The sequence below is a fragment of the Catenuloplanes nepalensis genome (assembly GCF_030811575.1).
GTDB classification, from domain to species: Bacteria; Actinomycetota; Actinomycetes; order Mycobacteriales; family Micromonosporaceae; genus Catenuloplanes; species Catenuloplanes nepalensis.
In genome coordinates this window covers 524,635-538,943 of sequence record NZ_JAUSRA010000001.1, presented here as the reverse complement: position 1 = coordinate 538,943, position 14,309 = coordinate 524,635, and the positions used below count along the sequence as shown (strand labels likewise).

Below are 14,309 nucleotides of genomic sequence, written 5' to 3'. Positions count from 1 at the left end.
CAGCGCAGTGCGGCGGGTCGACATTTCGCGATCGGGCACAAAGCGCCCGATATTTCGGTAAAGCAGCTCGTTATATGTGAGCGGCGGCGCGTCGCCCTGAGGCACGAGAAAGCTGCGATTCGCTAGTCGGCTTATGCCGAGATTTCGGGCGCGACCTGCCTGGAAACGCAGACTTCCGCGGTTGATGCGATCCGTGCAAAACAGACCGTCCAGTGCCGAACCGCCGGTTTTCGCACATCAGGCGGATTCACCGGCACGGCTGGAGCGGACCGGCCGACTGGCCCCGGACAGGCGTCCGGGCCGGTTCGCACCGGCCCGGTCGCGTCGCCTGCGGGTGTGTCGGATCTGGTCAGCGATGCCCTTCGGGGCGCTGACGCCAGCGCTCCTCCAGCCGGTCGATGAACGACAGGCGGCGTTGTCTGGTGCGCCGGCTGGCGGTGCCGCCGACGACGTGCAGATCGGGCGATTGCGACTTACGGTACGACGTCATGGCGAACGCCGCGGCACCGAGCATGACCACAAAACCGGCCACGCCGAGCAGCGGAAATTTGCTCACCGCACCATAGACAAGCAAAGCGAGCCCGGCGATGATCGCGACAGCGGCGACGATCAGACGACGCCGCGCCTGAAAGCGCGGATCGCTGGCGCGCACCGCCGAGGCGAATTTCGGGTCCTCGGCCAGCGACCGCTCGATCTGATCGAACAGCCGCTGCTCGTGCTCCGAGAGCGGCACGGCACTCCTCCCCGGTCAGCTGTGCCGGCCCGGGGTGGGCCGACAGACCGTGGCAGCCCGGTAAGGCTGCTTACCCGCCAGTCTACGAGGGGTGTCGCGATGCGGAAAGCGGGACGACTCACGGTCGGGAGGGATTTTCCGGCCGCCGTCGCTCCCCGCGGCCGAGAAGGCTGGCCGGGCCGATCACCGCACCGCCGAACCGGGCCGCCGCCGCATCGATCGCGGTCTCGGCCTCCCGCCAGCCGTGCTCGGGCGCGCCCAGCTGCGGCTGCCGGGCCGCGGACGCGCCGTCGACCAGGCCCTCGACCCGGACACCCACGAGCCGGAGCGGGCCGGTATGCGGCATAGCAGCGTAAAGCGCCCACGCGGTATCGAAGATCTCCCGGGCCACGTCCGTCGGTGAGGCGATCGTGCGGGACCGGTTCAGCGTCTGGAAGTCGGCTCGCCGAATCTTGATGGAGACGGTCCGGCCCGCGTGCCCGGCCGCGCGCAGCCGCGCCGCGACCTTGCCGGAGAGCCCCAGCAGGGTTCGCCGGATCCCGTCCGGGTCGACGAGATCAGTGTCGAACGTCACCTCGGCCCCGATCGACTTGTCCACGTGCTCGGGCTGGACGCCGCGCGGGTCCCGGCCCCAGGACAGCTCGTGCAGGTGGGCCGCGGCCGCCTCGCCGACACCGGAGCGCAGCAGCGACACCGGCGCGTGGGCCAGGTCACCGACCGTCCGCAGGCCGAGTCGTTGAAGTGTTTCCGCGGACCGCTCCCCCACGCCCCAGAGCGCGGCGACCGGCAGCGGGTGCAGGAACTCCAGCACGAGGCCGGCCGGGATGATCATCAGACCGTCCGGCTTGCCGCGGGTGGAGCCCAGCTTGGCCAGGAACTTCGTCGGCGCGACGCCGACCGTGCAGGTCAGGCCGAGCTCGTCGAGAACCTGGGCGCGGATCTTCGCGGCGATCTCCGCCGGGCGGCCGAGCAGTCGCCGGGCGCCGCCGACGTCGAGGAACGCCTCGTCCAGCGAGAGCGGCTCGACCAGCGGCGTGGTGTCCCGGAGAATCCGCATCACGGTCCGCGAGGCGGCGGTGTAGGCCTCGAAGTCGGGCGAGAGGAACACCGCGTGCGGGCAGAGCGCACGGGCCCGGGCCATCGGCATCGCACTGCGCACGCCGAACTCGCGGGCCTCATAGCTGGCGGAGCTGACCACGCCACGGTTGCCGAGACCGCCGACGATCACCGGCTGGCCGCGCAGCGCGGGGCGCCGCTGGATCTCGACGGACGGATAGAACGCGTCCATGTCGACGTGCAGGATCGGGCAGCCGGTGTCGTCCGCGTCCGCCCCGAAACGCGGGTCCCGCTCGCGGCCCACGGCCTGACTTCGCCCCATGGGCGACACGCTAGCCCCACCCCCTGACATCCTGTGATGCCGACAGAACGGAGCATGTGCTCCGGTTCACTGGAAAATGCGGAGCGGTTGCTCCGGTAAGCCGCTACCGTTTCGGCGTGACCGTCCAGACCACCGCCAACGCCCGGCAGCAGCGCCGGGACGCCGTGCGCAACCGCGAGCAGATCCTGTCCGCGGCCACCGCGGCGTTCGCCGAGCGTGGTGCCAACGTCGACGTGCGGGAGATCGCCCGCGCCGCCGGCGTCGGCATGGGCACGCTCTACCGGCACTTCGCCACGAAGGACCAGCTGCTCGGCGCCGTGATCAAGGCGGATTTCGACGCCTGGATGGACGAGGCGCTGCACGCGGCCCGGGCCAGCGAGCCGTGGGCCGGCCTGAAGGCGTTCCTTGAGGACGCGCTGGCCCGGCAGAACGCGGACCGCGCGCTGATGGACGGCGTCTTCCGGGTGCTGGCCACCACGTCGCTGCTGGACGACTGCCGGGCCCGGATGAGCGAGGTGATCAACCTGCTGCTCGACCGCGCGCACACGGCCGGGGAGCTGCGGCCGGACGTGGGCGAGGCGGACATCGCGCTGACCATGATGGCCATCGGCAAGATCATCGAGCTCACCGAGGCAGGCCGGCCGGGCCTGTGGCGACGCCAGCTGCGCATCACGCTGGACGGCCTGCGTGCCCACGGTCACACCCCGATCACCGAACCTCCGATCACCATCGCCGACCTCGACGCCGCGGTCTGCCACTCGATCCCGCCTCTGGAGATTTCATGACCACCGCCCCAGCGGGACTCGTCGCCAAGACCGGCGACGTGCCAGCCCCGCGCATGACGAAGCGCCAGATCAACGAGGCCCTCACCGGCCTGATGATGGGCATCTTCGTCTCGATCCTCGCCTCCACGGTGGTGGCCAACGCACTGCCCCGGGTCATCTCCGACCTCGGCGGCGGACAGTCCGTCTACACCTGGGTGGTCACCGCCGAACTGCTCGCGATGACCGCGACCGTCCCGCTCTGGGGCAAGCTCGCCGACCTCTACAACCAGAAGCTGCTGATCCAGCTGAGCCTGGGCCTGTTCGTGGTGGGCTCCCTCCTGGCCGGCTTCGCGCCGAACCCGGAGGTGCTCATCGCGAGCCGGGTCGTGCAGGGCATCGGCGCCGGCGGCCTGACCGCGCTGGTGCAGGTCGTGATGGCCGCGATCATCCCGCCGCGCGAGCTGGGCCGCTACTCCGGCATCTTCGGCGCGGTCTTCGCCACCGGCACCGTGGCCGGTCCGCTGATCGGCGGCCTGCTGGTCGACACCGAGTGGCTGGGCTGGCGCTGGACGTTCTTCTTCGGCGTGCCGTTCGCACTGCTGGCGATCTTCCTGCTGCAGAAGACGCTGAAGCTGCCCACGCTCGGCCGCAAGGTCAAGGTCGACTACCTGGGCGCGTTCCTGATCATGTCGGGCGTCTCCATGCTGCTCATCTGGGTCACGCTGGCCGGCAACAACTTCGGGTGGCTGTCCGCGTGGACCGCGGGCCTGGTCACCGGCGGCCTGGTGCTGATCGCGCTGGCCCTGGTGGTCGAGTCCCGGGTCTCCGAGCCGATCATCCCGCTGGGCATCTTCCGGTCCCGCACGGTCAGCCTGGCCACGATCGGCAGCCTGCTGGTCGGCGTCGCGATGTTCGGCAGCACGGTCTTCCTGTCGCAGTACTTCCAGCTCTCGCTGGGCAAGTCGCCGACCGAGGCCGGGCTGCTCAGCCTGCCGATGATCTTCGGTCTGATGGTCTCGTCCACGATCGCCGGCGCCATGATCACCAAGACCGGCAAGTGGAAGATGTACCTGGTCGCCGGCGCGATCATCATGATCGCCGGCCTCGGGCTGCTCAGCACGATCGGCGCGGACACCAGCCTGTGGGTCCTCGGCGCGGAGATGGCCGTGCTCGGCGTCGGCGTCGGCCTGCTCATGCAGAACCTGGTGCTCGCCGCGCAGAACGATGTGCCCGCGCACGAGCTCGGTGCCGCGACGTCGGTGATCTCGTTCTTCCGCAGCCTCGGCGGCTCGGTCGGCGTCAGCGTGCTCGGCGCGATCCTGGCCAACCGGGTCACCGCCAACATGGCGGACTCGCTCGGCCCGGCCGCGGCGGGCGCACCCGGCGGTGGCGGGCACGGCGCGGTGCCGGACCTGTCCACACTGCCGCCGGAGCTGGTGACGATCATCCAGAACGCGTACGGCGACGCGATCGGCGACCTGTTCCTGGTCGCGGTCCCGTTCGCGGTGCTGACGCTGCTCACGGTGATCTTCATCAAGGAGGTGCCGCTCAAGACCACGAGCGGCCTGGACCGCCTGGCCGAGGAGGGCAACCACACGCCCGCCCCGTCCCCGATGACGCACTGATCCTAACTCCATGATCGGGGCGTCCCTCATGCCGTTGGAACGGCATGAGGGACGCCCCGATCACTGCGTCAACGGGCGCGATCAGCGCGCGGTAGGGGTGATCACGAAGAGGGGGACGGACATCTCCGCGGCGGTGTTCGCGCCGTGGAACGCGATCAGCCGGGAGACCGCCGGTGGCTCGTGCGCGGTCGCCAGCACGATCGCCCGGTCCCGCATGGTCACCACCACGTCGCCGACCCGGGCCAGGTGCGCCTCGGCCACCGGGCCGAACCAGCCGGCCGCGACCGCCTCGGCACGCGGCACCACGTCCGCGTCCGGGCCGAGCACCGCGCGCCAGGCCGCGATCACGTCGTCCGCCGCGCCCGGCTCCACGTGCAGGTAGCGGACCCGCGACTCACCGGCCACGAACCGCACGCCGGCCGACAGGCGCGGGTCGGCGTCCAGGTCGTACCGCCGGTCCTCGGGCACGTCGATCTGGCCGTGATCGGCGGTCACCAGCAGCGCCGCGTCCCCGGGCAGGCCGTCCGCGAGGCGGGTGATCAGCGCGTCCACGGCCACGGCCGCGGCCGCCCACTCCGGCGAGGTGAGGCCGGACTGGTGCCCGGCCTTGTCCAGGTCGCGGAAGTACCCGGAGACCAGCACCGGTGGCTCGCCGTCGGCCAGCGCGCCGAGGATCTCGGTGACCAGCTCGTCCACGTCCGACGCGCCACGGAACGCACCGCCCCGGTTCGCGGCCGTGGTCAGGCCGCTGCCGAAGAACTCCGGCCGGGTGACGGACGTCGTGCGCACACCGGCCGCGGAAGCGCGCGACAGCTGCGTCGGCACCGGCACGAACGTCACCGGGTCCGGATCGTCACCCCAGTGCAGCAGCTGCAAGACCCGATCAGTCCCGGGTACGTGCAGCGAGATGCCCAGCACGCCGTGCTCGCCGGGCGGCGCGCCGGTGCCGAGCGTGACCAGGCTGGCCGGCGTGGTGGACGGGAAACCCGAGGTCAGCTGCGTGTGACGACCCAGGCGGCCGGCGCTCAGGTCCGCGATCGTGCCACCGATCGCGGACGCCGCCGGCAGCTGGAACGTGCCGAACCCGTCGACCAGGAGCACGGCGATCCGGCGTACCCCCGGAAGCTGTTCTTGAAGACCGAGGAGGTCCGGCGAGCCGGGCACGCCCAGGACCGCGAGCGCGGACGGCAGCACGTCCGCGAGGCTGGCCCGGCCGTATGCGGGCCGGACCACCTCGAACGGGTCGCCCGTGCTCATTGCCGGGTTCACTTCCGGGCGAAGAGGTGCAGCTGGGCGGCGAGATCCCGGTACGGCGGGTGGGCGGCCGCGGCCAGCTCCAGGTCGAGCAGCGCCTGCGGGCCGGCCTCCGCGACCGCGGCGGGCAGCAGGTCGGCGAAGACCCGCACCCCGTGGATCTGCTCCACCGTCAGTCCCGCGGTCTCCAGCAGTGCGGACGCGGTCGCCGCGTCGTACCGCCGGCGCAGCGTGTCCTTGGGCCCGGCGCATCCGGACGGGTCGGCGAGCACGCGGGACGCCGCGTCCAGGTGACCGTTGATCGCGCGGCCCAGCACGGCCGCGGCCCGGCCCGCGACCAGCAGGCTCAGCGCGCCGCCCGGCCGCAGCGCCGCCGCGACCGCGGTCACCACGCCGGCCGGATCGTCGACGATCTCCAGCACCGCGTGGCAGAGCACCAGGTCGGCGGACTCGTCGCCGATCAGCGCGGCCAGCGCGTCGCCGTCACCCTGCACCGCGTGCACCCGGCCGGCCACGCCCGCGTCGGTGGCCCGGCGGACCAGCGTGGCCAGCGCGTCCGGGCTCGCGTCCACCACGGTCACCCGGTGGCCCAGCTCGGCCAGCGGCACCGCGAACCCGCCGGTGCCCCCGCCCACATCCAGCACGGTCAGCTCACGGTCGCCGGCCCGGCGCAGCTCACGGCGCAGCGCCTCCCACACGGCGGCGGTGCGAGGTGTCATCGGCGGTCCCAGGATCGGTGTGCGCTCCACCTCACCGAGCCTAGGGCATGGTTCATGAGGGGGGTCGGAGCGAGGCGCGGTCCAGGCCGGAGCACGGCTCTTAGGCGATCAATCCATGCTACTTGCGCTATAGCATGAGCGCATGCTGTACGCGATGCCCGCTCTCGACGCGGCGGACCTGCACGTGCTCGAAGAACTCGGCGCGATGCGCTCCGAGCTGCGCGCGCACCTGCGGTCCAAGCCCCGATGGGAGGGCCAGCTACGCCGAAGCCTGTTCGCGGCCGCGATCCAGGGCTCGAACACCATCGAGAACATCACGATCAGTAACTCGGACGCGCGGGCGCTGGTGGAGCACGCCCCCATGTCCGCCGACGCCGGCGACGAGACCCAGCAGGCGGTCATCGGCTACCGGGACGCGATGACCTACGTGCGGCAGGTGCCGATGATGGGCTTCTTCGACTACTCGGAGACGCTGCTGTCCGCGCTGCACTTCATGATCACGAAGTATCAGCCCGCGAAGTGGCCGGGACGCTACCGTGCCGGCCACATCTACGTCACGAGCAGCGACCCGCTCGAACCGGCGTACACCGGGCCCGACGCCGACCGGATTCCCGCCCTGATGAGCGAGCTGATCGAGTGGCTGCACGGCGGCGACCTCGATTCCCCGGCGTACGCGCGAGCCGCCATGGCTCATCTCAACCTCGTCTGCATCCACCCCTGGCGCGACGGCAACGGCCGCACCGCGAGGGCGCTGCACACGCTGGTGCTGGCCCGCATGGGCGAGCTGGCGCCCGAGTTCTCCTCGATCGAGGAGTGGCTGGGTGAGCACACCAACACGGTGCAGTACTACGAGGCGCTCCGGTCCACGCAGCAGGGCAGCTTCCAACCGGACCGAGACGCACACCCGTGGCTCCGGTTCGTGCTCGCGGCGCATCACCGGCAGGCGCAACGCGTGCGACGGCGGTACGACTGGACGGTGCGCCTGTGGCACGACCTGGCTCGCCTGGCCGGGGAACGCGGTCTTCCGGAGCGCACGGTCTCCGCTCTCTACGCCGCCGCGGTCGGCGAGGTGCGGCGGACCACCTATCAGCAGGATGAGGGTCTCAGCCGTGACCAGGCCATCCGCGACATCCAGGCATTGACACGCGCAGGGCTTCTGAGGCCGCGAGGCAATGCCACCACCAGGGTGTACGTGCTCGACGGCATCGCCACGGACATCGCGGAGGCGGCCGCCGCCGCGGTACGTGGTCCCGGCCGCGACCCCTACGCGCAGTAGGGCGCGGCACCCGTCACTACGCTGGCCCGGTGCCGCTGAACAACCGCCTGGAGCTGCCGTGACGTCCGCCGCGAGGTCGGCGTGGCGGGAGGCCGTGCGCATCCGGCCCGTCGACGCCGACTGGGCGTTCGCGTTCCGGGCGGGGCTGGCGGTGGCCGTACCGATGGCGGGTCTTGTCGCTCTCGGCGAGCCGGGGTGGGCGGCGACGGCCGCGTTCGGGTCGTTCACCGCGCTCTACGCGCGTGACGAGCTCTACCGGCCGCGGTCCCGGCAGCTTGCGCTGGTGGCACTCGGGCTGGTCGCGGCCGTCACCGTCGGCACGGTGGCCGCGCTGATCGGCGGCGTCGCGCCGATCGTGGTGGTGGCGTTGGTGGGCGGCGTCGCCACCTGGCTCTGCACCGCCTTCCGGGTCGGGCCACCGGCCGGGCTGATGTTCGCGTTCGCGGCGGCCGTGGCGAGCGCGCTTCCGGTGACGGCCGGCGCGGTCTGGCGCAACGCGGCGCTCGCCGCGGGTGCGGCGGCCTGGGCGTGGCTGGTGGCGCTGGCCGGCGCGGCCGTCGACCGGGACGCGCCGCGCCGCCTGGCCGTGGCCCGGGCGCTGCGCGCGGTCGCGGCGCTGGAGGACGTCGCGCCGCGCACGTCCGGGCTGGTGCTGCGGCACCGGGCGGCGGTGGCGGTGGAGCGGGCCTGGCGCGCGCTCCCGGCCCGGCCGCCGTCCGGACCGCGCGGCGCGCTGATCGCGGACCTGGAGGCACTGACCGCGCACGCGGAGAGCGCGTTCGCGGCGGTGCACGTCGAGGGCGAGGCCGCGCGGCGGGCACCGTCCTGGGCGCCGGGCGGGACGGCCGGTCCACCGGACTCCGCGACAGCTGGGGTCACCGGCGGAACCGCTCATCAGGACAGCGCCGCCGCATCGAGCGGCGGTGGCGTCTCGGACGCCGCGGAGTCGTCCCGGCCCGCCGCGGTTCCCGAAGGCACCGCGGTTCCCCGGCGCACGGCGGTTCCCCGGCCGCTCGCGGCTCCGGACGGCACCGACCCCGCCGCGGCTGCCGGCCGCGCTTCCGGCGATACCGCGGAGCGTGTGGATCACGGCGGTGCGCCGGTGGACTGGGCCGGGTTGCGGGGGCTGGCCGCGCAGGTCGGCCGGTCCGGGCCGATCCCGCGGGTCCGCCGCAGCCGGGCCGAGATCGCGCAGGTGGCCGGGCGGCACCTCGCGGCGGAGTTGGGCAGCCGGCCGCGCTTCCTGCGGCCCGATCCGGCCGATCCGCGCCGGACCTGGCTCGGCGGCCCGGCGATCCCGGTCGCCGTCCGGGTGGTGCTGGGCGCGCTGGCCGCCGGTGCGCTCGCCACGCTGCCGGCCCGGGACGCCGATCTCGGGCACGGCTACTGGGCCGCGGTCTCCGCGGTCGCGGTGCTGCAGACGCCGAACCTGCTCGGCTCCGTGCACCGGACCGTGCAGCGCGCGCTCGGCACCGTGCTCGGCGTGGCGCTGGCCGCGGCTGCGGTGGTGCTGCTGCCCGGCCAGTGGTCGTTCGTCGCCGCGATCGTGCTGTTGCAGGTCGTGGCGGAGCTGCTGGTGGTGCGCAACTACGGGCTGGCGATGCTGGCGGTCACGCCGCTGGCGATCCTGGCCGGCGAGCTGGCGCATCCCGCGCCCGCGACCGGGCTGGTGCGCGACCGGCTGCTGCAGACCGTGCTCGGCGCCGTGGTCGGCCTGCTCTGCGCCGTGCTGATCCGCAACCGCGCGGCCGTACGCCATCTGGAGTCCGTCACCGCGGCCTGCCGCGCCGCGGTCGGTGAGCTGCGCGAACGCCTGGCCGACCCGGGCGCCGACCCGCTGCCGGCCGCGCGCCGGGTGGCGACGCTGCTCACCGCGGTGCGGGAGGCGCACGACGTGGTCTCCGGCGAGCCCGGCCGCACCCCGACCGACGCCGAGATGGTGCTGCGCACCGAACAGCGCGCCCGCCATGCCCTGACCGCCGCCGCGACCCGCCTGACCGCTCAGTCGAACGGATAGTCGATCGACGTCCCGCCGCCGAACAGCCGCTTCGCGTGCTCCCGCATGCGCGCCCCGTACACCGGATCCTTCATGATCGCGTCATATCCGGCGCCGTCCGCCGTCGAGATCAGCTCCGCGGTCGAGGCCAGGTAGACGTCGAACCCCGGGTACATCAGCACCGCGCACGGCAGGTCGTCCACGTCCACCGCGAGGATCGGGTATTCACCGGCCGCGTCCGGCTCCGTCACCACCAGCACGCGCCGCGAGTCCGAGCCACCCGGCAGCAGGAAGCACTCACCGAACCGGTCCGCGACCGGCTCGAACAGCTCACCCCACGGATCACCCAGCTCGTCGCCGACCAGCTCGGCCAGCGTGCGCGGCGCGAGCGCGCCGTCCTCGTCGAACCAGTCGTTGCGCTCCATCAGGCTCGCGTCGAACGCGAGCCACGCCCGCAGGCTCGGCGGCAGCGGCCGCCCGGACGGGAACGTGAGCGTCTCCGTCACCGGCCGCGGCTCCCCGCCCGCCACCCACGGCACCGTGCGATAGCTCAGCATCGACCGCCCCGGATCCGCCCGCACCGATTCGATCACGCGTCCCACCAGCGCGACGCCGTGCGCGTCGCCGATCTGCATCCCGGTCATCGCCCCATTATGTGATCACCACCGCCCTCGATGGCCCCTCCCGGCGGTTGATCTACGGTGTGAACCACCGTGATGAGGGAGAGGCGGCGGTAATGGCGACATGGTTGCGCCCCGAGCTGTGGCTGCGCGTGGCGATCGTCGTGGCGGCGGCGTTCGGCCTGTTCTTCATGGAGAACTCGCTGACCTACTTCACCGTGCAGACCAACCTGGTCGCGCTGGCCTACTACGCCTGGGCGGTCCGGCGGATGATCCGCGCCCGCGAGGTGACGTCGCCCGCGCCCCGCCTGCGCGGGGCCGTGGTCTACTGGCTGGCGATCACCGGCCTGGTCGCGCACTTCCTGCTCAACAACGGCGCGAACCCGTTCCCGCCGCTGGTCAACGGCGACGACCTGATCTTCGAGTGGTGCGCGTTCGCGCTGCACTACGTGGTTCCCGCGCTCGCGCTGGCCGACTGGCTCCTGGTCGGCCCGTTCCGCGTGATCCCGTGGTCCCACCTGCCGCTCTGGCTGCTCTTCCCGCTCGGCTACGGCCTCTTCGCCGAGTTCCGCGCGTTCGTCTACCCGGGCTACCCGAACCCGTACCCCTACTTCTTCCTGAACCCCACGGTGAACGGGTACGGCTGGGTCGCTCAGCAGTTCGGCATCCTCGCGCTCGAGTTCGCCGTGCTCGCCGTCCTCCTGCTGGGCCTCGACCGGGTCGTTCACCGAAAGAACCAGCAGGAAACGACCGCGCCGGCACGTACGAACGCTTGTCTCCGGCGCTGACGTTGTTCCCTCCGGCCGCCGATCCCGGGCTGGCCACGCCGGAAACGGCGTGCGGCGATCTACTCAGTGAGCGCCCGACGGAGATCTTCCATCGAGAGTTATTAGTCTGCGTATGGTAACTACTCAGGTCCGCTAATCACGGGGATCAATTGCCGGCCGGACGTGAGTTGGACGAGGGCGTCGTAGAGGTTGATGCTGTGTTTGGTGGCGGTGGCGAGGTATGGGGGCTCTTCGAAGTTGAGCGGGGTGCGGTGTTGACGGCGACCCGGACGTAGCGGGCTCGCAGCTCGTCGGTGATCATCTGAGTGTCTAGATCGGATAGTCACAAGTGAAGAGCTGCGAGCATGGTCAACGATACGACCCGGCTGCTGGGCCTTGACGGCCTGGTCGTCGATCGGGTCGAGCTGGATGCCGCTGGTGTGCCGGTGGTGGTCTTGTCCACTGGGTGTGAGCAGGCGCGTTGCTGCCCGGACTGCGGTCAGGAGGCGGTGCGGGTGAAGGCGTGGGTCACGACCCGGCCGCGGGATCTGCCGGTCGCCGGCCGGACGGTGCGGTTGCGGTGGCGTAAACGCCGCTGGCACTGCCCGACCGATAGTTGTCCGCGTGTGTCGTTCACCGAGCAGGTCGGGCAGGTCCCGGCCCGGGCGAGACTGACCGGCAGGCTCCGCGCCGCGGCCGGGGCCGCAGTCGCTGACGGCGGGCGGACGGTCGTGCAATCGGCCCGTGATCACGGACTGTCGTGGCCGGTCGTCGCGGCGGCGTTCACCGCTCACGCCGCAGCGGTGCTGCCCGCCGAGCCCGATCCGGTCGAGGTGCTGGGGATCGACGAGACCCGCCGGGGCCGGCCGAAATGGGAGTTCGACCCGGTCACCCAGGCGTGGCAGACGAGCGTGGACCGGTGGCACGTCGGCATGTGTGACCTGACCGGCGGCCAAGGGCTCCTCGGCCAGGTCGAGGGCCGGACCGCCCAGACCGTGATCGACTGGCTTACCGCCCGCAGCCAGGATTGGCGTGACCAGGTCCGATACGTGGCGATCGACATGTGCACGATCTTCAAATCCGCGATCACCACCGCGCTACCACACGCGATCCTGGTCGTCGATCACTTCCACGTCGTGCAACTCGCCCACCAGGCCCTCAACGACGTCCGCCGCCGGATCACCGTCCAGCACCGCGGCCGCCGGGGCCGGGCCGGAGACCTCGAATGGGACCTACGCAACCGCCTGACCCGCTCCGCACGCCGGCTCCGCGCCGAACGCGTCGACAAACTCTGCGACGACCTCACCACCCTGCCAGCCAAGATCAGCACACCGATCCTGGCCGCATGGAACGCCAAGGAAGACCTCCTCGACCTCCTCGCCCTGGCCCGCACCCACCCGAACCGCGAAACCATCACCCGGCACCTGCACCGCTTCTACACCCGCTGCGCCGACTCCGGCCAGCCCGAACTCACCCGCCTCGCCCGCACGATCGAGACCTGGTGGCCGCAGATCCTCGCGTTCCTCCACACCGGCATCACCAACGCCGGCTCCGAGGGCACCAACCGCGTCATCAAAACCGTCGCCCGCAACGCCTACGGCTTCCGCAACCCCGAAAACCAACGCCTACGCACCCGCGCCGCCACCACCCGAAAATCCCGCGGCCACCTCAACCCCGCTTAACCTCGAAGAGCCGGTATGAGCGCAGGTGGCAGAAGTGTTCGGCGCCGGTGAGGGTTCGCATGCTGCCGGAGATTTTCTGCCGGATTTTGACCATGCGGACTTCGCGTTCGGCCGGGTTGTTGTCGAACGGGCAGTCTCGCGGGTTTCTGGCAAAGCGTAGGTAGTCGTCGATGCGGTCACGCATCCGGCGGGCCAGCGCGGCCGGTTTCCTGCCGATCTGGGTGTCCTGGCTGGTGTGGTCCTTGACCCCGATCAGGGCAGCGTGGCGGAACGAGGCGATCCCTGCGGCCAGAACCTGCGGATCGAGGTGGTCCAGGCCTGCTGCGAGGGCCGCGTCCGCGGCGGTCTTCAAGCCGAGTAGCGCGTCGATGCTCTGCTGGGCCCAGGGCGCTCGGGGGTCGAGCTCACCCGCAGCGATCAGTTCGCGCAGCAGATGCGCGCAGCACAACGCGTGGGTGGCCTGCGGGTAGCAGTCATACGGTGCCCAGGCGTCATGCACGGCGATCCCCGTGAAAGAGGGCAGGATCTCGCCGGCGTCGATGGCGTCACGGCCGCGTTTGCGATGCACGTAGAGCAGGCTGTATTTACTCGAGGATGCGGAGTGGACCCAGTGCAGGCGGCCCGCGACCCGGAACCCGGTCTCGTCGAAGTGCACCAGCGCAGCCCCGGTCAGGGCGGTGCGCAGCGCGGACAGGAAGTCACCCTCGAGCCGGCGGGCGGCACGGGCGGTCAACGCGGCGACGCTGCCCGCGGAGATCGGCACCCCGAACAGATCACTGACGCTCTGCGCGACGCGTTTCTGCGCCCCGAACTGCGCCACCAGCAGATACACCCCCGATCGCGGCCAGCCGGGGCCCGTACTGCACCGGCGCGTCCACCCCGGCCGGGGCGTCCGCACAGGTCACCACCGCACACGCGCAACGCCGGGCGATCAGTTGATGTTCGGTGACCCGGGCCCTGATCCGCGGGATCTCGAACACCTGACGCCGTGTCACCGCGGCCATCGGCGCATCGGCGAGACCGCCGCCACACCCGCCACAGGCGACGGGCTCGTGACACACGACATCGTCCGGATCATCGACCTGGCGCAGCGTGCGACCGGGGTGACCGTCCTGACCACCCGAACGCCGACCCGTTCGCCCTCGCAACGACTTCGGTGCCGGCTTGTCCAGGCCCTGCGACGAGGGCGGCAGGTGCGAGTTCCGCGGGTTTTGACCCAACCGGCGCCGTAACTCGGCGTTCTCCGCCTCCAAGACCTCGATCCGCGCGTCTTGGATCGCAACCGCCTGTTCCAACGCGACGAGCCGCTCCAGCAGCTCCACGATGGACGGCACGTCAGGCACCCGGACACCCTGCCCAACAACCCCAACAAGATCAACCTCCCCTATTCAGAGGGGATTTGACTGATCGAGGGCGGTAAACGAAAGGTGCACCTGGCCTGCAAGGATGTGGGTGTCTACGCCATGTCCACAGCAGAGCAGGGTGCACCTTTCTG

13 protein-coding genes are annotated in these 14,309 nt (G+C 71.6%); 6 read left to right on the top strand and 7 right to left on the bottom strand.

What is annotated here, in order from left to right:
- Positions 1–349: 349 nt before the first annotated feature.
- The gene (locus J2S43_RS02320; protein ID WP_306826878.1) at positions 350–733 is read right to left on the bottom strand and encodes an SCO2097 family morphological protein; all 384 of its coding nucleotides are present in this window, start codon (positions 731–733) and stop codon (positions 350–352) included.
- Between the two features lie 118 nt (positions 734–851).
- Positions 852–2,111: a DNA polymerase IV gene (locus J2S43_RS02315; RefSeq protein WP_306826877.1), complete on the bottom strand. Its 1,260-nt coding sequence runs from the start codon at positions 2,109–2,111 to the stop codon at positions 852–854.
- Positions 2,112–2,227: 116 nt separating this feature from the next.
- Here J2S43_RS02315 and J2S43_RS02310 point away from each other — a divergent pair, with 116 nt between their 5' ends.
- A complete protein-coding gene (locus tag J2S43_RS02310; protein WP_306826876.1) occupies positions 2,228–2,896 on the top strand; it encodes a TetR/AcrR family transcriptional regulator in 669 nt (222 codons plus the stop codon).
- A complete protein-coding gene (locus J2S43_RS02305; RefSeq protein ID WP_306826875.1) occupies positions 2,893–4,500 on the top strand; it encodes an MDR family MFS transporter in 1,608 nt (535 codons plus the stop codon). Before J2S43_RS02310 ends, J2S43_RS02305 begins: the two co-directional genes overlap by 4 nt.
- An 81-nt stretch (positions 4,501–4,581) precedes the next feature.
- On the opposite strand, the gene J2S43_RS02300 is transcribed toward J2S43_RS02305, so the two are convergent.
- Positions 4,582–5,757, bottom strand: coding sequence for an alkaline phosphatase family protein (locus J2S43_RS02300; RefSeq protein WP_306826874.1), 1,176 nt, complete (start codon positions 5,755–5,757; stop codon positions 4,582–4,584).
- 8 nt (positions 5,758–5,765) lie between these two features.
- A complete protein-coding gene (locus tag J2S43_RS02295) occupies positions 5,766–6,473 on the bottom strand; it encodes a methyltransferase domain-containing protein (RefSeq protein WP_306826873.1) in 708 nt (235 codons plus the stop codon).
- A gap of 142 nt (positions 6,474–6,615) precedes the next feature.
- Here J2S43_RS02295 and J2S43_RS02290 point away from each other — a divergent pair, with 142 nt between their 5' ends.
- Both J2S43_RS02290 and J2S43_RS02285 read left to right on the top strand, forming a co-directional pair.
- Positions 6,616–7,749: a Fic family protein gene (locus J2S43_RS02290; RefSeq protein ID WP_306826872.1), complete on the top strand. Its 1,134-nt coding sequence runs from the start codon at positions 6,616–6,618 to the stop codon at positions 7,747–7,749.
- Between the two features lie 58 nt (positions 7,750–7,807).
- Positions 7,808–9,766, top strand: coding sequence for an FUSC family protein (locus J2S43_RS02285; protein WP_306826870.1), 1,959 nt, complete (start codon positions 7,808–7,810; stop codon positions 9,764–9,766).
- Here J2S43_RS02285 and J2S43_RS02280 read toward each other — a convergent pair.
- Positions 9,751–10,389 carry a hypothetical protein gene (locus J2S43_RS02280; protein WP_306826869.1) on the bottom strand — a complete coding sequence of 213 codons (639 nt, stop codon included), beginning with the start codon at positions 10,387–10,389 and terminating at the stop codon, positions 9,751–9,753. The two genes, J2S43_RS02285 and J2S43_RS02280, sit on opposite strands and share 16 nt — an antisense overlap.
- Before the next feature lie 92 nt (positions 10,390–10,481).
- Here J2S43_RS02280 and J2S43_RS02275 point away from each other — a divergent pair, with 92 nt between their 5' ends.
- Complete coding sequence (locus J2S43_RS02275) at positions 10,482–11,153, top strand: Pr6Pr family membrane protein (RefSeq protein WP_306826868.1); 672 nt, start codon at positions 10,482–10,484, stop codon at positions 11,151–11,153.
- 344 nt (positions 11,154–11,497) lie between these two features.
- Entirely contained in the window at positions 11,498–12,814 is a 1,317-nt protein-coding gene (locus J2S43_RS02270) for an ISL3 family transposase (protein WP_306826563.1), read from the top strand.
- Here the strand turns inward: J2S43_RS02270 and J2S43_RS02265 are convergent.
- A complete protein-coding gene (locus J2S43_RS02265; RefSeq protein ID WP_306826867.1) occupies positions 12,801–13,646 on the bottom strand; it encodes an IS66 family transposase in 846 nt (281 codons plus the stop codon). The genes J2S43_RS02270 and J2S43_RS02265 overlap by 14 nt on opposite strands.
- Positions 13,588–14,157: a DUF6444 domain-containing protein gene (locus J2S43_RS02260; RefSeq protein WP_306826866.1), complete on the bottom strand. Its 570-nt coding sequence runs from the start codon at positions 14,155–14,157 to the stop codon at positions 13,588–13,590. The genes J2S43_RS02265 and J2S43_RS02260 overlap by 59 nt, the downstream gene beginning before the upstream one ends.
- Positions 14,158–14,309 lie beyond the last annotated feature (152 nt).